Below are 21,940 nucleotides of genomic sequence, written 5' to 3' on the forward strand. Positions count from 1 at the left end.
ATCTAAGGACGTTTGACTAAGTATCATTATTTCCGCTAGCTTTTTGTAGCATCCGAAGGTTTGTATTACTTCGTTTTGAAAACCACACGCTAACTCTGGCGTGTGGTTTTACTTGGCTTCTGCGACAGTTAAAGCACGGCCCCCATAAATTGTTTCAATTCATCCGTCTGCGGGTTGGACAAGATGGTTTTTGGATCGCCTTGTTCCCAGACTTTGCCTTGGTGCATGAAGACGACTCGGCTGCCGACGTCGCGGGCGAAGTTCATTTCATGGGTCACTAGAACCAAGGTGATGCCTTCTTTTGCTAGTTGCTCTAATACTTTTAATACTTCGCCGACCAATTCTGGGTCAAGAGCAGAGGTGATTTCGTCACACAGCAACACCTTGGGTGACATGGCTAAGGCGCGTGCGATGGCAACACGTTGTTGCTGACCGCCAGATAACTTTTCTGGGAAGCTGTCGAATTTTTCTGCAAGTCCCACTTTTTCCAGCATGGCGCGAGCCGTCGTTTCTGCCTCGGCTTTGCTTTTCTTCAACACAATCGTCGGCGCAAGCATGACGTTTTCGCCCACTGTCATATGTGGGAAAAGGTTAAAGTTCTGGAATATCATACCGACGCTAAGGGCAAGGCGACGAACCTGAATGTCTTCGGTGGTGACTTCTTTACCGTCCACCGTGATGCCGCCTTCTTGGTAATGCTCCAAACCATTAATGCAGCGTAGTAGCGTACTTTTACCAGAGCCACTTTTACCAATGATGGAAACCACTTCGCCCGCTTTGATGTCGAGATCAATGCCTTTTAGCACATGATGATCGCCATAGAATTTATGTACTTGATGTAAGTTAACGAGAGACATTGAATTTTTTCTCCAGATGCTTGCTGTACAGGGACAGTGGATAACAAAGAATGAAGTAGATAAGTGCAACGAGAGTAAAGACTTTAAACGGTTCAAAGGTAGCGTTATTTAACATGGTGCCAACTTTAGTCAGTTCGACAAAACCAATTACTGATGCCAGCGCTGTACCTTTAATCACCTGTACTGAAAAGCCGACCGTTGGTGCCGTCGCCACGCGAATCGCTTGTGGCAAGATAATAAAGCGTAAGGTTTGTAAGAAGCTCAAGCCTATGCATCGGCTGGCTTCCCATTGTCCTTTCGGCAAGGTATCGATACAGCCACGCCAAATTTCAACCAAGAAGGCGCTGGTAAAAAACGTCAGTGACAAAATCGCTGCACCCCACGCGGATATTTCATAACCCAGCATGGATAAGCCAAAGAAGCATAAGAACATCTGCATCAGCAATGGTGTGCCTTGAAACAGTTCCACGTAGATTTTTACGATGCGTTGCATTGTAGGATTACGGGTTAAACGCATGGCGGTTAATGTCAGTGCGACCGTAGTGCCGCCGATAAAAGCTGCGAGTGACAATAAAATCGTCCATTGTGTCGCAAACATTAGATTGCGCAGAATGTCGTAGTTAGAAAATTCGATCATTGAGTATTCCTCATTTTGCTTTTCATCGAGAGCCTCTTAATCGGCTGTACGATAAGCAAATAGGCGTTTTCCTAAAGCGTTGAAAGCAAATCGCAGCAGAATAGACAAACCTAGGTACATCAAGGCGGTCACCAAGTAGCTTTCAAAAGCACGAAAGTTACGTGATTGCACAAGGTTGGCGGCGTAGGTTAAGTCTTGCACCGAGATCTGAGAAATAACCGCAGAACCCAGCATGACGATGATGCATTGGCTGGTGAGAGCTGGGTAAATCTTTTCAAATGCCGGAACGAAGATCACGCGCGTCAGTGTTTGGCGAAAGTTCAGACCTAACACTTTTGCTGCCTCGATTTGGCCTTTGGAAATACTAGCAAGACCTGCACGAATGATTTCTGTGCTGTACGCGCCAAGGTTAATGGTCAGAGCAATCATGCTGGCTTCCCATGGCGACAACATCATGCCAATAGCAGGAAGACCAAAGAAGATAAAAAAGAGCTGAACAATGAACGGCGTGTTACGAATAAGTTCCACATATACACTGACGACTCGTTGACTGGCTCGGTTGCCGTATTGGCGAATCGTCGCGCAGGCTGTTCCCAATGCCACGCCCAAGATCGTTGTCAGTACAGTGAGTTCAACAGTGGTTTTTAAACCACTGAGAAACACGTCGCTGTATTGCAATAGATCAGAGAAATACAACATAACGAAAGCCTTATGCGCCGAAGCCTTTAGGTAGTGGTGCTTTTAGCCATTTCATTGAAATGTCGTTGAGTTCACCCGATGCCAAGGCGCCTTTGATCAGCTCGTTCACTTTAGCTTGTAGAGCCGTTTCGCCTTTTGCCATACCAATGTAACAAGGTGAGTCTTTCAGCATGAATTTACTTTCTGGTGCGCGTTGTGGCTGACGTTTCGCAATTTCAGCGGCAACCAAGTTACCAGTAGCAATCAAATTAACTTGACCTGATAGGTAAGCGGTTAGTGTGGTGTTGTTGTCTTCAAAGCGTCGTACGTTGACAGATTCCGGTGCGTTTTTCTCAAGCTCTAAATCTTCTACTGACCCGCGAGTAACGCCTACGGTTTTGTCTTCTAGTTCGCTAATTTTTGTCACAGCAACCTCTTTAGAGCCGAATACGCCTAAGAAGAAGGGCGCATAAGGCGTTGAAAAGTCGATGGCTTTTTCACGCTCTGGGTTTTTACCAAGGCTCGAAATAACCAAATCTACTTTTTTAGTTTGTAGGTAAGGAATGCGGTTGGCGCTGGTGACTGGGACGATTTCGATTTTTACGCCCATTTCTTTCGCGATGTAATTCGCCATGTCCACGTCGATGCCTTGTGGTTTCAAGTCGGTACCAATGGAGCCAAATGGAGGGAAGTCTTGAGGAACAGCGATACGAATAAGGTTGCGATCTTTGATGTCTTGCAGCACATCAGCGCTTGCGCTTAGTACACTGAAGCTAGCCGCAATGATTAAAGTTTTGCTAAGCAATTTTGTTAATCTTTTCATGGTTGGGGAGTCCTGTTTCATTTTGTGAATGCCTGAAACACAATTTGCAACAGTCATGCCAATATGAAACAAAAGTTTCTTTAATGCTGATTTATGTAACAAATCGCAGCATAATAAGTGTGAAGCGCGTTATCAAGAAAGAGTGAGGTGCTAGGCTCTACAATGGAAGAAGGTTCTAGTATTTATTTGGCGCACTATAGCTGGGCGGCCATGCTTTTTTGGTGCGTTACTGTATTTTCTAGTTATCAAATTACATAAGGCGCTATCAAAGCATTAATCTAAGTTGGCAGCTTAACGATAATCGATTACCGTAGAGCAAAATATCCCCGAATAGAGGTTAACCCGTGGCGACAAAGCAGGATGTGCTATCCCTGATCGAGCAGACTTACCCAACGCTGTCTCCATCAGCGCGATCCATAGCGAATTACTTACAACAGAATCCCTTGGCGATTGTGAGTCAAACGTCTGCCGAGATTGCGGATAACACCAATACGTCAAAAGCGACAGTGAGTCGTTTCTTTCGCCAGCTTGGTTATGATTCTCAGCAAGGCGCGAAGCAAGCGCAATTAGCTCTGCGCGAAAGTGGCGTGCCGATATTCACCCAAGGTTCGTCTTTGGATCAAACCGCACAAGAGCTAAAAAACTTGTCGTTAACCTTTGAAGGATTACGACCAGAGACTCTGAATGAGATCAGCGAACGATTAGCTAAAGCAAGCCGAGTCACCTTGATCGGTTTTCGTAATGCTTATCCGTTGGCGTTGCATTTTCGTCAGCAGTTGCAACAGGTACGTCATTCTGTGCGCTTATTGCCACAGCCGGGGCAAACTTTGGGGGAAGACCTACACGATATTCTGGATGATGAAGTGGTTGTCTTGCTGGGGTTTAGACGTCGTACCCGCCAGTTCAAACAAATCGTAGAAGCTTTGCAAGGCCGAAATACCATCTTGATTACCGATCCAACAGGCCAGGTTTATAATCAACAAGTGTCCCATGTACTGGTGTGTCACCTTGGTAACGAAAGCCCATTCGACAGCTACGCAGCGCCAATGAGCTTGATCTCCATGCTGTGTAATCGCGTGTTTGGTGTTCTGGGCGATGCGGCTAGCCGCCAGACGCAGGCGATTTCGGTATTGTATGAAGATTTGGATGAATTGGAGCCTTAACGGTCTTTGATACTTTTGCAGAAAAAATAGATTTATTTTTCGTTTCAGTTGACAGGATGCTGAAACGATTGTTTCATGTGTTCTACACAAGCGGAGGACATATGAAACATTTTATTGTACAAAATCCTTTTATCAATTTAAGTGAAACGACTTGGAATGATAGTTCCTCTGACGATTCTTTGTTGCCATTAAGCGATTTACGTTTGGCGGTGAAAGACTTGTTTCATATGGCAGAACTGCCGACTTCCGCAGGCAACCCAACTTGGTTAGCGACTCATCCTATCCCGACAAAAACGTCTTCCAGCGTTGCTGCTTTGCTGAATAATGGCGCGATTTTTTGTGGAAAAACCATTACTGATGAGTTGGCTTACAGCCTTAATGGCCAAAATATTCATTACGGAACACCCTCAAACCCGATGACACCTAATCGTCTCCCAGGCGGGTCGTCATCGGGTTCGGCGGTGGCCGTTGCGGCGGATCTTGCTGATATAGGGTTAGGCACAGACACTGGCGGCTCGATTCGCGTGCCAGCAAGCTATAACGGTTTATTTGGATTACGTCCGACCCATGGCGTGATTCCATCAGACAGTATGGTCGCTCTTGCGCCGTCTTTTGATACGGTAGGTTGGCTCACCAGAGACTTAGATACATTAGCGAAAACAGCTAGCGTTTTGCTTAAAAACAAACCGCCGAAAGAATTTAATAACATATTGATTGCTAAGAATTTAATCGATCAAGTTGAGCACGTGAAAGAGCTAAATATTCAGCTTCAAACATGGCGTGAACAAGGTCGCTTTCCCAAAGAATCTTCCGTCGTAATCGACACTAAAGTGTGGAAAACCAGCGAGACATTTCGAACCTTACAAGGCGCAGAAATTTGGCACGAACATGGTAAATGGATCAAGAGTTTAGAAGGTCTTGATGGTGTATTTGCGCCAGATATTCAGTCACGTTTTGAGTGGTGTCAAACTATTTCTGAGGCGGAAGTGGCTACTGCGAAACAACAAAGACAGCGCTTTAGCAATTGGCTAGAAAATGAAATTGAAGGGGCGGTGCTTATTATTCCCACCACGCCAGGTTTAGCGCCATTATTTGATGCGGCCGATGATGAACTCGCGACCTATCGTAATCAGTTGATGGACATTACAGCCATTGCTGGACTAGCTGGTTTGCCGCAATTGCATCTGCCTGTTTGTACCTTACATGGTGCGCCATGTGGCTTGTCTTTAGTGAGTTCAAAAGGTACAGATTTGGCGCTAATTGAATTCGCAAAAACCTTAATGGAGTAGCGTCATGAAAAAGAACGAGATCGCTTTTACTGCGCCGCACTTTAAAGCCACAGAAACAGGGCAAAAAATCCTTAAACAAGGTGGCACAGCGATAGAAGCCATGGTGGCTTCCGCGGCGACGATTGCCGTGGTGTATCCACACATGAATGGCTTGGGTGGCGATGGTTTTTGGTTGATCAGCGAGCCGGGAAAAACACCAGTCGGTATCGATGCTTCAGGGAAAGCCGCTGAATTAGCCACGCTGGATTTTTATCACGGCTACGACAGCATTCCAGCCCGAGACGGCAAAGCCGCTGTGACTATGGCCGGTGCAGTAGCGGGTTGGCAAGAAGCTTTGGCGGTGAGTCAAGCTTGGCAAGCCGCCTCTAACGCACAAAACTTACCTTTATCGACCTTGCTTGATGATGCCATTCAATTAGCGAAAAACGGCAGCAAAGTGACGAAAACTTATGTTGATGCCAGCAAAAAAACCTTTGCTGACTTAGTTGGTGTTCAGGGTTTTTCTGAGGCATTTTTGAACGCTAGTGGCCTCTATAAAGAGGGCGATACGTTGACTTTGCCAGTACTGGCAAAAACGCTGGAACAGTTAGCTGAAAAAGGCTTAGACGATTTTTATCACGGCGATATTGCCAAACGTTTGGCGAAAGATTTAGCCAGCGCAGGCTCGCCGATTCGCTTGGCGGATTTTCATTCTTATCAGGCAAAATGCGTAGAACCTTTGCAGGTCAAAACCAGCGTCGGCTCTCTTTATAATCTGCCAGCACCGACACAAGGCATCGCGTCTTTATTGATTTTGGCCTTGTATGACAAGCTTTATACGCAAGGTAAAACCGCGACAGACATGGCACATTTGTTAATTGAATGCACCAAACAAGCCTTTATTGCCCGTAATCAATTTGTCACTGACGAGTCCCGTTTAGCAATGGACCTGTCATCTTTACTGGATGATGAGCAACTGGAAAAAATGTGTCACGAGATTGCTTTAGAGCGTGCGCAGCCTTGGCCTCATCAAGCCAAGCATGGTGACACTATTTGGATGGGCGCCTGTGACAGTGAAGGCCGTATGGTCAGCTATATTCAGAGTTTGTATTGGGAATTTGGTAGCGGTGTGGTGAGTCCTTCCACTGGTATTGTGTGGAACAACCGCGGCTCGTCGTTTTCTCTTGAAAAAGGCTCTTTGCAAGAACTTGGGCCGAATTTAAAACCTTTTCATACGCTGAATCCAGCGTTTGCTGAACTAAACGATGGTCGTCGTATGAGCTACGGCACCATGGGGGGAGAAGGGCAGCCACAGACGCAAGCCGCTTTGTTTAGCCGTTATGTTTATCACCAGATGCCGTTGGGTCGAGCCATTAGCGAAGGTCGTTGGTTGCTCGGTCGAACGTGGGGCGATGTAAGTCATAATTTGAAAATAGAGCGTGACTTTGCTGATATCGCTGCGGATGAATTGGTGCAACGCGGACATGATCTAGTCATCGTCGACTCGCAAAATGAATTAATGGGTCACGCTGGTGCGGTTGTGCTTCATCCAGAGGGACATACCGATGCCGCAACCGATCCGCGCAGTGATGGTTCAGCCATCTTTGGTGATTTTATCAAGTAACGTGATTATCGAGCTTTAGATTATCGAGTACTATGTTCGATTAGTATTACGATGGTTTGGTAACACCTTGATCTAGTAATACTTTTTTTGGTTATTTTACTTAGGAGAAAACAGAAACATGTCATTCATAATGGAAAACTATTCCATGATTCTCGCCATGATGGCCACGGGTGTGGTTGGCGGTATTTTAGCCGGTTTGTTGGGTGTCGGCGGCGGTATCGTTATCGTGCCGGTGTTGTTTTTCTTGTATCAAGGCTTGGGTGTCAGTGCGGATACCGCCATGCTGGTGGCAACAGCGACGTCTCTAGCGACCATTATTCCGACCTCTATTAGTTCAATTCGCGCCCATAAAGCCAAAGGCAACGTGGATTTCGATCTGCTGAAGCGTTGGGGCTTTTTTATCTTTTTAGGCGTAATGATCGGTAGTTTTGTGGTGACTCGTGTTGATGGCGAATGGTTGACTCTGTTGTTCGGTATTATTGCGACTTTGTCGGCATTGAATATGTTGCTGGGCAAAAAAGACAGCATGTTCAAATCTTTACCGGGTAATGCTGGTCAAGGCGTGATGGCGACCTGTGTTGGTTTCTTCAGCTCTATGGTAGGTATTGGCGGCGGTACGTTAACGGTTCCTATGCTGACCTTCTGTAACTACCCTGCGCACCGTGCTGTCGGTACTGCGGCGGCAGTAGGCTTGATCATTTCCTTGCCAGCAGCCTTGACCATGTTGATCTTCGGACAAAGCCCAATTGACTCCCCTTACGGTACTGTCGGCTTGGTTAACTTGATTGGCGCAGCTTGTATCATTCCATTGACGGTTTTGTTTGCTCCTGTTGGCGCGGGATTAGCGCATCGCTTAGACGCAGCCAAATTGAAGAAAGTCTTCGCTGTCGTGTTGATTTTCACAGGCATCAAAATGCTTTATCAGGTTTTAGGTTAGGAGATCATTATGCAGCCGCTTTCATTACCTCCAAGATTATTAATGGGTCCAGGGCCAATTAACTGCTATCCACGCGTGTTGTCGGCTATGTCGACTCAGTTAGTGGGCCAATATGATCCGACCATGACCAGTTACATGAACGAAGTCATGGAATTGTATCGCCGAGTTTTTAATACCAAAAACCAGCAAACCTTTTTGATAGATGGTACGTCTCGTGCGGGTATTGAAGCGGCTTTGGTGTCTTGCTTAGAACCAGGCGATAAAGTACTGATTCCTATCTTTGGTCGTTTTGGTCACTTGTTGGCTGAGATTGCTGAGCGCGCTGATGCGGAAGTTCACACCATCGAAGTGCCTTGGGGGGAAGTGTTTGATCCTCAGCAAATTGAAGACGCGATCAAGAAAGTACAGCCAAAATTATTGGCGATTGTACAGGGCGATACTTCGACCACCATGTTTCAGCCATTAGAAGAGCTAGGCGATATTTGTCGCGCTCATGATGTGTTGTTTTATACCGATGCTACGGCATCGATTGGTGGTAACCCGTTGGAAGTGGACGCGTGGAAAATCGATGCGGTTTCGGTTGGGTTACAAAAATGCTTGGGCGGGCCATCAGGCAGCGCGCCAATTACCTTGAGCGACCGCTTTGTGTCTTGTGTGCGTAAAAGAGCCCATGTGGAAGCGGGGATTCGTGATGCTCATCATCAAGGTTCGTCTGGCATGCGTATTCGTTCTAACTACTTTGATTTGCCTATGATCATGGATTATTGGGGCGATGAGCGTTTGAACCACCATACGGAAGCGGCAACCATGTTATTTGGTTCTCGTGAGTGTGCGATTCAGCTACTTAGCGAAGGCCAAGATGCGGTGATTCAGCGCCATCAGTTGGCTGGCAACGCCATGCTGCAAGGTGTTCTAGCTATGGGGTTAAAGCCATTTGGTGATTTGAAACACAAGATGAGCAACGTAGTAGGCGTACATATTCCTGACAACGTCGATGGTGAACAAATTCGCCATGATTTGCTAAACATCTTTAACATCGAAATAGGCACCAGCTTTGGCCCATTAAAAGGCAAAGTATGGCGCATTGGCACCATGGGTTATAACGCTCGCCAAGACGCTGTTTTGCATACCTTGCAGTCGCTAGAAACCGTACTTCGTCGTGCTGGTTTTGCGTTACCAGCCGGCGCTGCGGTAGACGCGGCCATGTCGGTTTACGCAGGAGAAAAATAATGACAGATTACGGCAAACTCGCTCAGTTGGTCATGGACCGCTGTGACGAACTTGGCAAAATCAGTCAAAGCGACGATTGTCTAGATCGTCGCTATCTCACCAAAGAACACAAACAAGCCAATGGATTGGTGGGCGGCTGGATGCAAGAAGCAGGCATGCAAACCTGGCAAGATGAAGCGGGCAACCTTTGGGGGCGCTGGCAAGCAGCCGATCCACAAGCTCCTCGCTTTATCATGGGCAGCCATTTGGATACGGTGCCAAATGGTGGTCAATATGACGGAATGTTAGGTGTGATTACGCCTGTTACCTTGATAGCAGCCATGAACCAAGCAGGTATTCGTCTGCCGTTTCACCTCGATGTGGTGGGATTTGGTGACGAGGAGGGCACGCGTTTCAGCTCTACCTTGCTGGGCAGTCGTGCTCTAACGGGTCAATGGCCTGCAAGCTGGGCCGATGTGAAAGACAGCGATGGCATCAGCTTATCGCAAGCACTGAAAGACTTTGGTTCGGACTTTGCGAGTATTCCCAATGCGGCCATCTCAACCGATAACTTACTTGGTTACCTTGAACTGCATATTGAGCAAGGACCAGTGCTAGAAGATTTAGACTTGCCCGTCGGCGTGGTCAGTGCCATCGCCGGGGCAAAGCGCTTTGAATTTAATATTACCGGCATGGCAGGACACGCGGGCACAGTGCCAATGAATCTGCGCCAAGATGCCCTTTGTGCCAGCAGTGAAATGATTCTTGCTGTAGAAAGAGTTGCTCAAAATCATGGTATTGTTGCTACAGTCGGCCGCATTCAAAATCGTCCCAATGGCGTGAATGTGATTTCTGGTAACACCGGCTTTTCCCTCGATATTCGCAGCGAATTTGATGATAAACGAGACGTCGCGCTCGATGAGATCTTGCTGAAATTAGACGCCATTGCCGCTCGTCGTAACGTGGGCATTGAGCGCAAAGCGACCCATGCTGCTAACGCTGTACATTGTGACGCCAAGCTACAAAGCGTGCTCCGTAACGCCATCGAATCACAGAACATCCCCGTTCATACCTTGTTCTCTGGTGCGGGACATGACGCCATGGCGATTGCTGACATTTGTCCTGTGGCCATGTTGTTCATGCGCTGCGAGAAAGGCATTAGCCATCATCCAGCGGAAGCGATTGACACGCCCGATGTAGCCGTGACCTTGGCGGTGCTGAGCCATGCGATACAGAATTTGGTGTGACGCCCCACTCCTTTTGTACTGAACCCAGTATCACGCTTCGCTCCCCGAGCAAGCTCGAAGAATCGCTCTGGCGTTATGCTGGGAAACTAGCCTTATTATTACGGTAAATAGAATTACGGCAAATAGAGGAATATTCAATGCAATTTACGCGCATTTTTAACGATGATCAGGGCAAGAGTCACTTCGGTGATTTGAATGTTGATGTTCGTGATGGTGGCCCAATTGGCTTTTTGTCGGAGCGTTTTCCTGTGGGGGAAATGATGTTTCGTGAAACCCCAAGTGACTATGATTTTAAATGGCACCCAGCGCCACAGCGTCAGTTGTTGTTTATCATCAAAGGGCGTTGTGAGTTTACAGTATCGTCCGGTGAAACTCGTCAGTTTGGCGCGGGTGATGTGGTCTTGTTAGAAGACACCGAAGGCGAAGGCCATTGCAGTAAGGCATTATTCAACGAAGTAAGACATTCTATTTTTGTTACTGTGCCCGAAGACGTGGTGTTTTAAGTTATCTTGCGTGATAACTGACAAGAATCAAAGGGCGTAAGGCCCTTTGATTTAGAGGTGTGAGAATAGGAATTTTTGAGACTCTTTTAAGCCTTGGTGAATGGCTTTAATGTGTTTGACTACGCCGTTTTCTAATTCGGCTAAGTGATCTATCTTTTCTGTACTTGTCTGAGCCATTTTTTGGGTGAGTTGATTGATTTGTTCTAACTCGTGACCAATACGAATAAAATTCGGTGTTTTTCTAAAATCGAATTCGTTATCTGTGCCGTTGAAATACCAGTCCCCAAAAGCCGTCTCTTTTATGTTGACTGGCTGTGTTTGAATATTGCCTTTTAATGCAGAGATTAGGTAGTTTGACTTCCAACAGTTCAGTTCAAGTAGCGCTGATGATGTATGTGCAAACGCCATGGATTTATAGCCAACTTCCATTAATGTTTGAGTACTTTCAGCGGTTTTTTGAAAAGACGTATCTAGGTCGTCACAAGAACGGCTGACATCTAATGTGGCGCGGTGTAGCGACTCTATCTGTTGACTGACTTTTATTGTTCGGTTATCGATGCGATGGACAAGAGCTGAAATGTGTTCGCTGGAATCTTTGGCTTTGGTCGCTAAGGATCTGACTTCGTCTGCGACCACTGCAAATCCACGACCATGTTCACCTGCTCGCGCCGCTTCAATGGCAGCATTCAATGCCAATAGGTTAGTTTGTTCCGAGATACTTTGAATAGTATCGGTAAAGCCTTTGATTTCATTGGCTATGTCTTTCAGTCCATTGACATCTTCTAGGCTTAGTTTAGTTTGGGATGCAATTTCAGCGAGTGCTTTGGTTAATTTGTTGATTGCTTCTTTGTTTTGCTGAATATCTTGATTGCTGCCTTCTGACGCGCTCATTGGTTCAAACAATAGTTCAGATATTTGGTTAAGCGCAGATAATGCGCTTTCAATGATATCTTGTTGAGGCGCTAAAAATCGATCGTCCATTTTCGTTAAGGGAGTCGATAGCGCTTTTTCCTCGTGTGAGGCAATATCCGTTGTTAATTTGGTGATTTTCTGTTCCAAAACTCGCTTCTCAGCGTGGAGTGTAGCCAGTTCATTTTCTAGTATTTGAATGCGCTTTTTGCCAAACCACATAGGCACTGTCCTTTAAGTATAAAAACGGTTGGTGTTTGCCCATGGCATAACATGATGAAAGAAAAGCGCCCATGTCTATGTTGGGAGGCGGTGACACAGACGCTTTTAAATTGGAAAAAGTTAAGCCATGAACAGGCGGGTGATTAGGTGTTACTGGCTGTCAGGCTCAAACAAGCCTCGCTTCATGAAGAATTTCACCCAAATAGCACCGATAATACACAGCACCAATAATATGCCGCCGGTAATGGTGTACACCATTTCCGTCATTTCTGGTGATGGTGAATTGTTTAAAGCGACATACAACATGGCTCCAATCCCCAATATTTGTGGAAGTGGGTAAAACGGTGTGCGATATGGTCGAGCATGATTAGGCATGCGTTTACGTAAAACGATAACGTTGATATGTGCCACAATGTAAGCCAACAGCCAACTTGTTGTTGCTGCGATCACGAGAGTAATCAGTGAGTCAATTCCTAATGCAAAGTATGGAATTGTCGTTAAACCTGTAATCATCAGAATGCCAACCCAAGGTGCATCAAAGCGATTTTTTGCTTTAAGTTGTGGGAAAGCTTGACCTTGTTGTGCCATGCCTTGCAACATTCTTGGAACGGCAGCCAGAATCGTATTCATCGTGCTACATGTGGCGGCCAATGCCATGATGGTCGCAATGACTAAACCACTCTTGCCAAATACAGCGCTGGCATAATCCAAGAAAGGCAGAGGCGCGCCAACTAGTTCTTCAGTATTCAGATAGAGGCTTGCTCCGTACACAAAGGCGCTGAATATTAAGAAAATCATCAATAAAGACAGGTGCATAGCGCGAGGAATATTTTTGGTTGGAGACTTAACCTCTTTGATTAGCGGGCAAATAAATTCGACACCGACCATGGTCCACAATGCCAAGCCAACTAGGCCAATAAAACTACCATCCATCACGCCACCAAAACTCCAATCCACCGTTGTGCCACTTAATTCAGGATGGGGTTCACTTGCTCCTGTAATCGCCACCGCGCCAATAATGATTAAGGCACTGACCAAGATAAACGCTAGCAAGTTTTGAATTCGCGCAAATACGTCAGTACCAATGAGGTTGGTAATGGCGAAAACAAATAGGATGAGCAAGGGCACAACTTTTTCAGGCAGCATCCCTGGAAATAGCTCACCCAGCATGGCGTCGACCAAAAACATTTCCACCGGCAGTGCGAGCACAGCAACCACGACATAACCTGCAAACACGGAAACGATAGCAGGGAAGTGTCCGATGGCTTTTTGAGTGTATGTCGCTAGCGTCCCTTCTTCTGGAAACATCAGAGATAGCTCGGCAAAGCTCATGGCATTAAATTGAGCCAGAATGAGTGCTGTCACCATGGCGGCAATAAAACCCATGCCACCGATTCCTATGCCTTGTAGAGCCGATATCATCGCACCTTGGACGATGACTAAGCCGATACAAATTGCCATCATGGTTGGCAATCCCATCTTTGATTTACTTGAATTTTTCGCTGATAAGTCAGCTGTCATTATCGTTCCTGAACTTGTGATATTGCTCATTTTTTTGTTCCTTTTGTTAATAGGGAACCATCTTGTAGACGTTAGAACCGATCGAATCGATAGGGACTTGGGTCAACGATGGGGGGGACATTCGAAACAATATCTGCAGCAAGTTGCCCAGCTGCAGGGCCAGTACCAAAACCATGACCCGAAAAACCGGTGGCTACCGTCAATCCCGGTATTGTTTTGATACGGTCAATCACCGGTGTTGAATCCGGTGTCACATCAATTAAGCCTGCCCATGATTCTTCTATTTTTGTATTTTTAAACATGGGCCAAGCATTGATGGTGTTATTCATAGCGTCATTAAGGAGGCCATGATTCACCTGCGGCTCGCATACGCGAACGTGTTCGAATGGGGTTTTTGTATTGGCATTCCATGACCTAGGCATGGCTAAATCACGCAAGAAGGTGCCGTTCAGCGCAATATTTAGAGAGTCCTTGCCATGCTTGAGTTGGTCTCTAAATTTTAGACCGATTTTTAGGTGATCTAGGGTGATTGGCGCATCCACTTTGCCGCGTTGCATGATGATAAAGCCGCCATCTTTGTGTTTGCGGAATGAAAAGTCTGGGCCGCCAACAGCGATCTCAGTTGGGCCTTCGACAGGCGCTGTTCTTAATACGGACGCAATGACGGGGAGGGTCGGCAAGGACACTCCAAGGTTTCCGAGAAAACGGCGCGACCATGCACCGCCAGCTAACAGCACTTGTTCACAGCGAATCTCACCTTTTTCTGTGACCACGCCGCTGATTTTCCCTGCTGTGGTTGATAACGTTCGTACGGCACATTGTTGAACGATAATGGCGCCTTTTTTCACGGCAGCTTTGGCGATTGCACTGGTGGCAATTGTGGGCTCTGCGCGTCCATCTGAAGGCGTATAAATAGCCCCCACCCACTTCCCTTGACCATGTGGAACATGTTTGTCGATTTCTTTCGGGCTAAGGAGTTGTGAGCCCAGAGCAAGCGGTTGAACTGACTTTGACCATGCTTCGTAAAGGGCCATTTGCTCGTCTGTTTTGGCTAAAAACATAATGCCGGATTGTTTATAACCAACTGACTGTCCAATCCGCTCTGGCATTTCAGCCCACAGACGGTCTGCAGCCTGTGCCAGTGGTACATCATTGGCGTGGCGGCTGGTTTTACGGATCCAACCTAGGTTGCGAGATGATTGCTCACCCGCAATGTGACCTTTTTCTAATAACACGACGGGAATATTTCGTTCTGCTAGCGTCAGTGCCGCCGTGATACCCACAATGCCCCCACCGATAATAACGACGCTGGTTGAGTCCGGTAATTCATTGGTGGTGTGAACGGCATCAAGCATTTTAGTCATGATTTACTTCCTAAAAATCTCATCAGACTCGATGACAATCATCGGGTCCTTTTTGTTATTTCGCGGTGTTGGTATGGATTACGTCTACTTTCGCGCTAGACGCACCACGATAGGCGGTGACTTCCAGTTCCATTTTGTAAATCGAGGAACCCAGTGGCGGGCATGTCACTGTGGTCGCAGGGTCTACGCCACGGAATTTTTCGCCCACTAACGCCATCACTGTGTGGGTATCTTCTGGGTTTTGAATAAAAACACGCGACATCACCACGTCTTTTAAGCTCGCGCCGACGGTTTTTAAGGCGGCTTCAACGTTGCTAAAAACTTGGTGTGTTTGCTCTAGAAGGTCTTCTGGGATTTCTTTGGTATCAGGGTTCCGTCCTGCGGTATTGGAAACAAAGATCCAATTGTCGACGCATACTAGGCGTGAGTAGCTGCTGATTTCTTCGAGTTTCGAGCCGGTTTTAACTTTGGTGATTTTTGTCATAGCTATCTTTCATACCTGTAGTTAAAGGAAAAATGTGTAAGGCGTTATCTCAGTACGGGGGTTTCCCAGAGGTTCAGTTTCACCCCAATGTTTTTCTCAATGGCATTGCGATACACCATGGTTGCCCAAGCGACGTCTTCCACTGGCATACCACCAACGGACATGATGATGATTTCGTCATCATTTTTTCGGCCCGGTGCTTCACCTGCGGTGATTTTTCCAATGTCTTCTAGGTCATCTAGGGTGATTTTGCCTTCCTTGATCATGTCCATGAATCGAACGCCAGGTAGGGGAATGTAGTTGTGTGCGGGTTTTGGTACTTCCTCGTACCAAGCTTGGTACAAGCCTGTGTTATCGAGTACTTTGCGTACATCGTTCTGTTCCATGGCGTCGTCTAGGCTGCAATACGCTGGCATGACCAAGAAGGTGCCAGGCTTGACCCATTCACGTTTAACGATGGGATAGGTTGATGGATCACCGGTTACGCCTGAGTTGCAGTAGGTGACAATGTCTGAGCCACGTACCACTTCTTCAAGTGAGTCGACAATATGAACGTTAGTAATTTGTGGAAAGGTGTCGTTAACCCATTCAACGAATACATCTAGGCTTTTTTGTCCGCGTCCTTTTACCTTGATCGTATCGATCTCTGGGCATACGGCCATAAACGCTGCCACAGCGGTTTTGCCCATCACCCCCGGTCCAAGCAAGCCAATGACTTTAGAATCTTTACGCGCAAGATAGCGTGCACCAACACCTGGAACGGCGCCTGTGCGGTAAGCGGAAAGCAAATTGGCAGACATATATGCCATTGGTGCGCCAGTGTCAGTGTCGCTTAGTGTGAACATCAAAATAGAGCGAGGTAAGCCTTTGTCTCGGTTCGCTATATTGGATCCATACCACTTCACACCAGAGGTTTGAAAGCTGCCGCCAAGATACGCAGGCATCGCCATTAAGCGACGGTCGGCTGTGGGCTTTGGCATGGTTGGAAATGGGGATTCGTCAGGAAAAGTGATCATTGCGCCATGAGAATCGCTGTTTGGTCCTGCCATGCGGTAGTCTCCGGTATACAGCAAGGTGAACATTTCATCCATGGTGTCTACGCACTGTGGCATGTCCATCACGCCCGCTTTGATCATGTCTTGTTCGGATAAGTAAATGAAGTCGATATTCGTGCTCTCTGACATGGTATTACCTCGAAATTAGAAACCTAAAAATTAGAAAATACGTCCTGCTCCGTCGCGTTTTACGATGGTCGTAATGAGTGATTGCGATGGCTTTTTGAGAGAATGCTGAGTGCTCAAAAAGCGTCGGATGGATTGAATCCTAGGCCTTAGATTTTTTGGCGTATTGAACTTTTGCGACACGAATAGGAAAAGTTAGTCGCTTACAAATTGGCACTTAGCTTGCAGAGGGAAGGGGAAGTTTTTTCTCTTTTTTAGTGGCAGGTGTGAGTCATGTTGAAAGATTCTGTTTATGATCGTGTATCAGGTATTCACTCTAAACAGCCTTGGTTTGTACTCGGTGCTGCACAGGATTTTTTGCTCTATCACTCTGATATTCCAGATATTTCTCATTTTTATAGTTTTGAAGCCGATCCATCGACAGAACAAGTTCTCGCTATTCCTGACGGGTGTGTGGATATTTTGTTTGACTGTGATGAATGTCGACCAACGGCTAAAGTGTGTGGTACGACACTATCGGCAACGAATGCTGAATTTATTCATAACCATCGATATTTTGGTGTTCGATTTGCACCTGGTGTGATTCCTGATTTTTTAGATGCCTCTGCTATCGAGTTAATTGAACATCAACTGAACCTTCTTGATGTTGCACCAAAGGCAATGTCAGCTTTTGAAAAAATTGTAAGCAGGAGAATATTTTCGGAACAAGTAAACGCGTTTGAAAATTTCTATTTAAATCAATCTACTAGAAAATTATCTGTGCTGACGCTGCAAACAGTTGGTGAGATTTTTGCTCAGAAAGGGAATATCCAGATACAGGACTTAGCTACTTCAACAGGATTCACCACGAGAACAATACAGCGTCAATTTCTAGCCGATATGGGCATGTCACCAAAAGCTTTTAGTCGCATTATTCGTTGTCAGTCTGCAGTTTATGACATTAATCATAGCAAAGGCGTCACTTTTTCTGATTTGGCTTGTGACCTAGGGTTTAGCGATCAGTCTCATTTTTTGAGAGAGTTTAAAAAGTTGGTGAGTGTCACACCGCTGGATTATTTACATCGAGTAAAGCATGACGCCTACGTCGGCAGACTGCGTTATTTTTGATCCAAAATACATCAAACATCAGACATATTGCACCTGTGTAGTGCGATACGCCTGATTTATGCATTACATTTTTGGCGGATGGTTTTCTATCCAGTGATCAGCGATGTCTCCACGGCGAGTAATCCAGACGTCGTCGTGGGATTGTACGTAGTCTAAGAATTTCTTCAGTGCCATAAAACGACTTGGTTTACCGAGTGTTCGGCAGTGCATGCCGATGGACATCATTTTTGGTGCGGTCGCGCCTTCTTCATACAAGCAATCAAAGTTGTCTTTCAAGTATTGAAAAAACTCCTCTGCATGGTTGAATCCATAAGGCGAAGAAAACTTCATGTCGTTGCAGTCGAGCGTGTAAGGCACGATCAGGTGTGGTTTGCTACCACCATTTGGAGTGTCGACCTTTACCCAGTAAGGTAGGTCGTCGCCGTAGTTGTCGGAATCGTATTTGAGTTGCGCTTGCTCGGCCACTAAGGCGCGAGTATTTGGCGAGTCGCGCCCTGTGTACCAGCCTGCGGGCTTCACGCCAGTGATTTCTTCGATCAAGGCAAGGGCTTGTTGCATGTGCTCGCGTTCTTGCTCGATTGGCATGTCTTGGTAATGAATCCATTTTAAACCATGACAAACGATTTCGTGTTGGCCTTCCACAAAGGCTTTGGCCACTTCTGGGTTGCGCTGTAATGCCGTGGCGATGGCAAAAACAGTGAGTGGTAAATCACGCTTTTCGAATTCGTTAAGTATACGCCAGACGCCAGTGCGGGAGCCGTACTCGTAAAGGGATTCCATGCTCATATGACGATCTTTGAAAGGCTGTGCACCAAATATTTCGGACAAAAAAGTCTCGGCGTGTTCATCACCATGCAATACGCAGTTTTCACCGCCTTCTTCAAAGTTTAAAACAAACTGGACAGCAACTCGGGCATTGTTAGGCCATTTTACGTTTGGCTGCCCTTGGCGGCCATAACCCGCGTAATCGCGTTCTAAATAGTGTTTCATTATCTGTGTTCCATTATTTTTTTATGTCGTTTAGCAGCGGTTATAAACTCCAGTGGGCATAGCGCCCAGTAAAAGCTTTGCTAACGCGCTGTCCGTATTGACCTTTTTTAGAGGTTTGTAGCCCTAACTGATGCAATGATTCTGCCAGTTTTACCGCGGCGACAACGCCATCAATGATAGGAACAGGTAATTCAGCAGACAGCTTTTCCACCAAACTCGACATGCCTGCGCATCCTAATACTATCGCTTCTGCACCGTCTTGCTCTATGGCCGCAAGGCATTCCGTTTTTAGTAGTAAGTAAGCCGCTGGGTCGATATTTTCTAATGCCAAAACAGGGATGTCGGTGGCTCTGACACCGCTACAATGATGCTTATGACCATACTTTTGTAGTAAATGCTCACACGCTGGTAAAGTGCGAGATAGCGTGGTCACAACACCAAAACGCTGGGCAATCAGGCTGGCCATGTGAAAACCTGCTTCAGCAATGCCGATGACAGGTGCGTCAGCTAATTCGCGCGCTGCATCTAGAGCTGGATCGCCAAAACAAGCAATAATATGAGCGTCGACACCTTGTTGTTTGCCTTGTTCGATAAGATCGAGAAGAGCAGCGCTGGCAATGACTTCATCAAAAGCGCATTCGATGCTTTTGGGGCCATGTTCAGGAGTGCTAGCGATAATATGGGTGCTATCAAGAGCTATAGATTGCGCGCTCAGCACCATTGCGTGAGTCATGTCGGCGCTGGTGTTTGGGTTGATTAGTTGGATTTTCATAATGTCCTTTTAAGGCACCAAAAAGTTTAACGAGAGAACAGTTGTTGGAAATCTATGTGCTCTTCAGATTTGCTTTCGAGAATGAGTGAGGATTTGATGTGTTTAAGGTGATGGCTCATCCAGTTTTGCGCCTTGTCTGCGTTTCCTTGATCAAGAAGATCCAGTAGCTCCGAGTGCTCGCCGCAGTCGCAACCCACACTGCCGCGAGTACCGTAAGCCGCCAGTATTAAAGAAGATCGATAACAAAGCTGTTCGATAAAACTAGCCAGTACTTTATTGCCAGATAATGTTGCCAATTCATAATGAAAGCGAGCGGTTAACTGGATAGAATCAGCTAGTTGATTGCTTTCTTCTGCGCGTTTTTCTTCTATCGCCATAGTGCGAAAGTGTTGAGACTGCGCCGAATTCCAGTGAGATAATACAGCAGGGATGAGTTGTGGCTCGATCAGAATGCGGCTGTCTAGTACTTCTAATGCTTCTGCTTTGCTTGGGTGATTTACTTGTGCGCCTTTGTTTTTCTCGATCACCACAAAATGTTCTAAGGCGAGCCGCTGCAATACTTTGCGGATGCCTGTTCGGCTTACACCAAATGCTTCTGATAAGCGGTCTTCAGGTAAACGCGCCCCAGGAGGTAATTGGTGTTCGACAATGGCTTTTAGTATTTGTCGGTAAATGTTCTCGTCGTTCGACATGAGTATTTCTCTATAAATTGTATACGATATTTTAGTAAATATGCTTGATAAGACAATATAACATGTCAGTTTGTTTCGTACATCTTAAACAAAAAATCAATTTATTGTGCACAATGCTGGTGTGTATAAATAACTTTTGACTTAATTTAGTGCAATTTTATCGATGTTTTCGTTTGTCATTTCTGTTATTGCTTATATTTATTGAACTCTATTGTTGGCACATAAATTGTATTTAGCATTGTATACAATATAAAAGGAATGTAGCCATGAAGAAAGAGTTTGAGCAAAGTCCTAAATTGGCAAATAGTGATCTCTTGCCAGAAAAAGATCAGAAATGGGGTTGGTACAGCATCTTCGCTTTCTGGATGTCTGATGTACACAGTGTGGGTGGTTATGTGTTTGCCGCCAGCCTGTTTGCGCTAGGTCTGAATGGTATTCAGGTGTTTATCAGTTTGTTATTAGGGATTTCTATTGTATTGGTGTTTGCCAACTTGATGGGGAAGCCGGGACAGAAAGCAGGTATCCCTTTTCCTGTGGTAGCACGAATGTCTTTTGGTGTGTTCGGCGCTAATATTCCAGCCATCATTCGTGGCTTGATCGCGGTTGTTTGGTACGGTATTCAAACCTTTTTGGCATCCAGTTCCTTCATCATCCTTCTGTTGTACTTTTTTCCAGATATGGCGTCTCTTGCTGATAAGTCATTCATTGGGCTTTCGTACTTAGGTTGGATTGGCTTCACTGCGATGTGGCTTGTGCAAGGGATTGTGTTCATGTTTGGTATGGATATGATTCGTAAAGTGATCGATTGGTCTGGTCCTGCTATTTATATCGCTATGTTTGCTTTGTGCATTTATATGGTGGATCGAGCGGGTTGGGAAAACATCAGTTTCAATCTGAGTTCAAATAACCTGACGGGCCTAGATGTGTATGTGCAGATGTTCATCGCGATTGCTTTAGTAGCGGCGTATTTTGCAGGTCCAACGTTGAACTTCAGTGACTTCTCTCGTTATTGCGGCAGTTATAAAAAGTTGAAACTAGGTAATATATTGGGCTTGCCCGTTAACTTTGTGTTGTTCTCTTTATTTAGTGTGGTGATTGTTTCTGCTTCGATTCCTGTATTTGGTCAGATGATTACGGACCCTGTGGAAACAGTGAAGCAACTGGATTCTGGCTTTATTACGGTACTTGGCGCGCTGACGTTTATCTTTGCTACAGTGGGTATCAATATTGTGGCGAACTTTGTTGCACCAGCGTTTGATTTCTCGAATGTCTCTCCACAGAAAATCAGCTTTAAAGCGGGTGGCTTTATCGCTGCGTTTGGCTCTGTTTTGCTAACGCCTTGGAACTTGTTCAATAACCCAGAAGTGATCCACTACACAGTGGACGTATTAGGCGCAATGATAGGGCCTTTGTACGGTATTATTATTGTTGATTACTACTTCATCAAGAAAGGTCATATCTATGTAGCGGCTTTGTATACGGAATCGCCAAAAGGTCGATACTGGTATGAGAATGGCGTGAATAAGAAGAGTGTTTATGCCTTACTGATTGCTGGCTTTGTTTCTATCTTAGCGACCTTTGTATTTAGTTCTTTGGCAAATTACGCCATCTTCATTGGTGGTATTGTGGCGGCTTTGGCTTACCGTTATATGATGGAACCTGAGCGTGTTGCCTTGCAAAGTATGAATCTTGCGAAGTCGTAATTTGATCTAAGAAAATGTGTAGAAAATGAAGCCCCGCATTTTTCAATGC

Annotated in this window: 21 protein-coding genes; 9 read left to right on the forward strand and 12 right to left on the reverse strand. The window is 45.9% G+C overall.

Annotated elements, in window-relative coordinates; genetic code table 11:
• Positions 1-128 precede the first annotated feature (128 nt).
• Genes DFP77_RS15335 through DFP77_RS15350 form a run of 4 tightly spaced genes read right to left on the reverse strand, consistent with a single transcriptional unit; the run spans position 129 to position 2,995 of the window.
• Positions 129-857, reverse strand: a complete 729-nt coding sequence (locus DFP77_RS15335) for an amino acid ABC transporter ATP-binding protein (protein ID WP_114413108.1) — start codon at positions 855-857, stop codon at positions 129-131.
• Positions 844-1,494, reverse strand: coding sequence for an amino acid ABC transporter permease (locus tag DFP77_RS15340; protein WP_114413109.1), 651 nt, complete (start codon positions 1,492-1,494; stop codon positions 844-846). The genes DFP77_RS15335 and DFP77_RS15340 overlap by 14 nt, the downstream gene beginning before the upstream one ends.
• 36 nt (positions 1,495-1,530) lie before the next feature.
• Entirely contained in the window at positions 1,531-2,193 is a 663-nt protein-coding gene (locus DFP77_RS15345; RefSeq protein ID WP_114413110.1) for an amino acid ABC transporter permease, read from the reverse strand.
• A 10-nt stretch (positions 2,194-2,203) separates the two neighbouring features.
• Complete coding sequence (locus tag DFP77_RS15350; protein WP_114413142.1) at positions 2,204-2,995, reverse strand: transporter substrate-binding domain-containing protein; 792 nt, start codon at positions 2,993-2,995, stop codon at positions 2,204-2,206.
• 344 nt (positions 2,996-3,339) lie between these two features.
• Here DFP77_RS15350 and DFP77_RS15355 point away from each other — a divergent pair, with 344 nt between their 5' ends.
• The 7 genes from DFP77_RS15355 to DFP77_RS15385 all read left to right on the forward strand — a co-directional run bounded on the left by DFP77_RS15355 (position 3,340) and on the right by DFP77_RS15385 (position 10,946).
• Positions 3,340-4,158, forward strand: a complete 819-nt coding sequence (locus DFP77_RS15355; protein WP_114413111.1) for a MurR/RpiR family transcriptional regulator — start codon at positions 3,340-3,342, stop codon at positions 4,156-4,158.
• Positions 4,159-4,259: 101 nt separating this feature from the next.
• Entirely contained in the window at positions 4,260-5,447 is a 1,188-nt protein-coding gene (locus tag DFP77_RS15360; RefSeq protein WP_114413112.1) for an amidase, read from the forward strand.
• 4 nt (positions 5,448-5,451) lie between these two features.
• Positions 5,452-7,050, forward strand: a complete 1,599-nt coding sequence (locus DFP77_RS15365; RefSeq protein WP_114413113.1) for a gamma-glutamyltransferase family protein — start codon at positions 5,452-5,454, stop codon at positions 7,048-7,050.
• Positions 7,051-7,168: 118 nt separating this feature from the next.
• Positions 7,169-7,987 (forward strand): sulfite exporter TauE/SafE family protein, encoded by an 819-nt coding sequence (locus DFP77_RS15370; protein WP_114413114.1) that lies wholly within the window; start codon positions 7,169-7,171, stop codon positions 7,985-7,987.
• A gap of 9 nt (positions 7,988-7,996) precedes the next feature.
• Positions 7,997-9,217, forward strand: a complete 1,221-nt coding sequence (locus DFP77_RS15375; RefSeq protein WP_114413115.1) for a pyridoxal-phosphate-dependent aminotransferase family protein — start codon at positions 7,997-7,999, stop codon at positions 9,215-9,217.
• Entirely contained in the window at positions 9,217-10,443 is a 1,227-nt protein-coding gene (locus tag DFP77_RS15380; protein ID WP_114413116.1) for an allantoate amidohydrolase, read from the forward strand. Before DFP77_RS15375 ends, DFP77_RS15380 begins: the two co-directional genes overlap by 1 nt.
• 137 nt (positions 10,444-10,580) lie before the next feature.
• Positions 10,581-10,946: a cupin domain-containing protein gene (locus tag DFP77_RS15385; protein ID WP_114413117.1), complete on the forward strand. Its 366-nt coding sequence runs from the start codon at positions 10,581-10,583 to the stop codon at positions 10,944-10,946.
• A gap of 51 nt (positions 10,947-10,997) precedes the next feature.
• Here DFP77_RS15385 and DFP77_RS19885 read toward each other — a convergent pair whose 3' ends face one another.
• From DFP77_RS19885 to DFP77_RS15410, 5 genes are all read right to left on the reverse strand, one after another.
• Positions 10,998-12,077, reverse strand: coding sequence for a methyl-accepting chemotaxis protein (locus DFP77_RS19885; protein WP_114413118.1), 1,080 nt, complete (start codon positions 12,075-12,077; stop codon positions 10,998-11,000).
• Between the two features lie 150 nt (positions 12,078-12,227).
• Positions 12,228-13,628: an APC family permease gene (locus tag DFP77_RS15395; protein ID WP_114413119.1), complete on the reverse strand. Its 1,401-nt coding sequence runs from the start codon at positions 13,626-13,628 to the stop codon at positions 12,228-12,230.
• A 41-nt stretch (positions 13,629-13,669) separates the two neighbouring features.
• Positions 13,670-14,962, reverse strand: a complete 1,293-nt coding sequence (locus tag DFP77_RS15400) for an NAD(P)/FAD-dependent oxidoreductase (RefSeq protein WP_114413120.1) — start codon at positions 14,960-14,962, stop codon at positions 13,670-13,672.
• Positions 14,963-15,017: 55 nt separating this feature from the next.
• A complete protein-coding gene (locus DFP77_RS15405) occupies positions 15,018-15,446 on the reverse strand; it encodes a Rid family hydrolase (RefSeq protein WP_114413121.1) in 429 nt (142 codons plus the stop codon).
• Positions 15,447-15,490: 44 nt separating this feature from the next.
• Positions 15,491-16,630 carry an ornithine cyclodeaminase family protein gene (locus tag DFP77_RS15410; protein WP_114413122.1) on the reverse strand — a complete coding sequence of 380 codons (1,140 nt, stop codon included), beginning with the start codon at positions 16,628-16,630 and terminating at the stop codon, positions 15,491-15,493.
• Between the two features lie 270 nt (positions 16,631-16,900).
• Between DFP77_RS15410 and DFP77_RS15415 the strand changes: the two genes are divergently transcribed.
• Positions 16,901-17,734, forward strand: coding sequence for a helix-turn-helix domain-containing protein (locus DFP77_RS15415; RefSeq protein WP_114413123.1), 834 nt, complete (start codon positions 16,901-16,903; stop codon positions 17,732-17,734).
• Between the two features lie 63 nt (positions 17,735-17,797).
• On the opposite strand, the gene puuE is transcribed toward DFP77_RS15415, so the two are convergent.
• Genes puuE through DFP77_RS15430 form a run of 3 tightly spaced genes read right to left on the reverse strand, consistent with a single transcriptional unit; the run spans position 17,798 to position 20,188 of the window.
• Positions 17,798-18,724 (reverse strand): allantoinase PuuE, encoded by a 927-nt coding sequence (puuE, locus tag DFP77_RS15420; RefSeq protein WP_114413124.1) that lies wholly within the window; start codon positions 18,722-18,724, stop codon positions 17,798-17,800.
• Between the two features lie 40 nt (positions 18,725-18,764).
• Positions 18,765-19,496 (reverse strand): aspartate/glutamate racemase family protein, encoded by a 732-nt coding sequence (locus DFP77_RS15425; RefSeq protein WP_114413125.1) that lies wholly within the window; start codon positions 19,494-19,496, stop codon positions 18,765-18,767.
• Between the two features lie 26 nt (positions 19,497-19,522).
• Entirely contained in the window at positions 19,523-20,188 is a 666-nt protein-coding gene (locus DFP77_RS15430; protein ID WP_114413126.1) for a GntR family transcriptional regulator, read from the reverse strand.
• Positions 20,189-20,454: 266 nt separating this feature from the next.
• Between DFP77_RS15430 and DFP77_RS15435 the strand changes: the two genes are divergently transcribed.
• On the forward strand, positions 20,455-21,891 hold the full coding sequence (locus DFP77_RS15435; RefSeq protein ID WP_114413127.1) for an NCS1 family nucleobase:cation symporter-1: 1,437 nt from the start codon (positions 20,455-20,457) through the stop codon (positions 21,889-21,891).
• Positions 21,892-21,940: the final 49 nt, after the last annotated feature.

The sequence above is a fragment of the Marinomonas foliarum genome, assembly GCF_003337275.1.
Lineage (GTDB): Bacteria > Pseudomonadota > Gammaproteobacteria > Pseudomonadales > Marinomonadaceae > Marinomonas > Marinomonas foliarum.

Bases quoted from the DNA above. Each gene is read 5' to 3' on its own strand.
- DFP77_RS15335 (WP_114413108.1), bottom strand. From the start codon at position 857: ATGTCTCTCGTTAACTTACATCAAGTACATAAATTCTATGGCGATCAT.
- DFP77_RS15340 (WP_114413109.1), bottom strand. From the start codon at position 1,494: ATGATCGAATTTTCTAACTACGACATTCTGCGCAATCTAATGTTTGCG.
- DFP77_RS15345 (WP_114413110.1), bottom strand. From the start codon at position 2,193: ATGTTGTATTTCTCTGATCTATTGCAATACAGCGACGTGTTTCTCAGT.
- DFP77_RS15350 (WP_114413142.1), bottom strand. From the start codon at position 2,995: ATGAAAAGATTAACAAAATTGCTTAGCAAAACTTTAATCATTGCGGCT.
- DFP77_RS15360 (WP_114413112.1), top strand. From the start codon at position 4,260: ATGAAACATTTTATTGTACAAAATCCTTTTATCAATTTAAGTGAAACG.
- DFP77_RS15365 (WP_114413113.1), top strand. From the start codon at position 5,452: ATGAAAAAGAACGAGATCGCTTTTACTGCGCCGCACTTTAAAGCCACA.
- DFP77_RS15370 (WP_114413114.1), top strand. From the start codon at position 7,169: ATGTCATTCATAATGGAAAACTATTCCATGATTCTCGCCATGATGGCC.
- DFP77_RS15375 (WP_114413115.1), top strand. From the start codon at position 7,997: ATGCAGCCGCTTTCATTACCTCCAAGATTATTAATGGGTCCAGGGCCA.
- DFP77_RS15380 (WP_114413116.1), top strand. From the start codon at position 9,217: ATGACAGATTACGGCAAACTCGCTCAGTTGGTCATGGACCGCTGTGAC.
- DFP77_RS15385 (WP_114413117.1), top strand. From the start codon at position 10,581: ATGCAATTTACGCGCATTTTTAACGATGATCAGGGCAAGAGTCACTTC.
- DFP77_RS19885 (WP_114413118.1), bottom strand. From the start codon at position 12,077: ATGTGGTTTGGCAAAAAGCGCATTCAAATACTAGAAAATGAACTGGCT.
- DFP77_RS15395 (WP_114413119.1), bottom strand. From the start codon at position 13,628: ATGAGCAATATCACAAGTTCAGGAACGATAATGACAGCTGACTTATCA.
- DFP77_RS15400 (WP_114413120.1), bottom strand. From the start codon at position 14,962: ATGACTAAAATGCTTGATGCCGTTCACACCACCAATGAATTACCGGAC.
- DFP77_RS15405 (WP_114413121.1), bottom strand. From the start codon at position 15,446: ATGACAAAAATCACCAAAGTTAAAACCGGCTCGAAACTCGAAGAAATC.
- DFP77_RS15410 (WP_114413122.1), bottom strand. From the start codon at position 16,630: ATGTCAGAGAGCACGAATATCGACTTCATTTACTTATCCGAACAAGAC.
- DFP77_RS15415 (WP_114413123.1), top strand. From the start codon at position 16,901: ATGTTGAAAGATTCTGTTTATGATCGTGTATCAGGTATTCACTCTAAA.
- puuE (WP_114413124.1), bottom strand. From the start codon at position 18,724: ATGAAACACTATTTAGAACGCGATTACGCGGGTTATGGCCGCCAAGGG.
- DFP77_RS15425 (WP_114413125.1), bottom strand. From the start codon at position 19,496: ATGAAAATCCAACTAATCAACCCAAACACCAGCGCCGACATGACTCAC.
- DFP77_RS15430 (WP_114413126.1), bottom strand. From the start codon at position 20,188: ATGTCGAACGACGAGAACATTTACCGACAAATACTAAAAGCCATTGTC.
- DFP77_RS15435 (WP_114413127.1), top strand. From the start codon at position 20,455: ATGAAGAAAGAGTTTGAGCAAAGTCCTAAATTGGCAAATAGTGATCTC.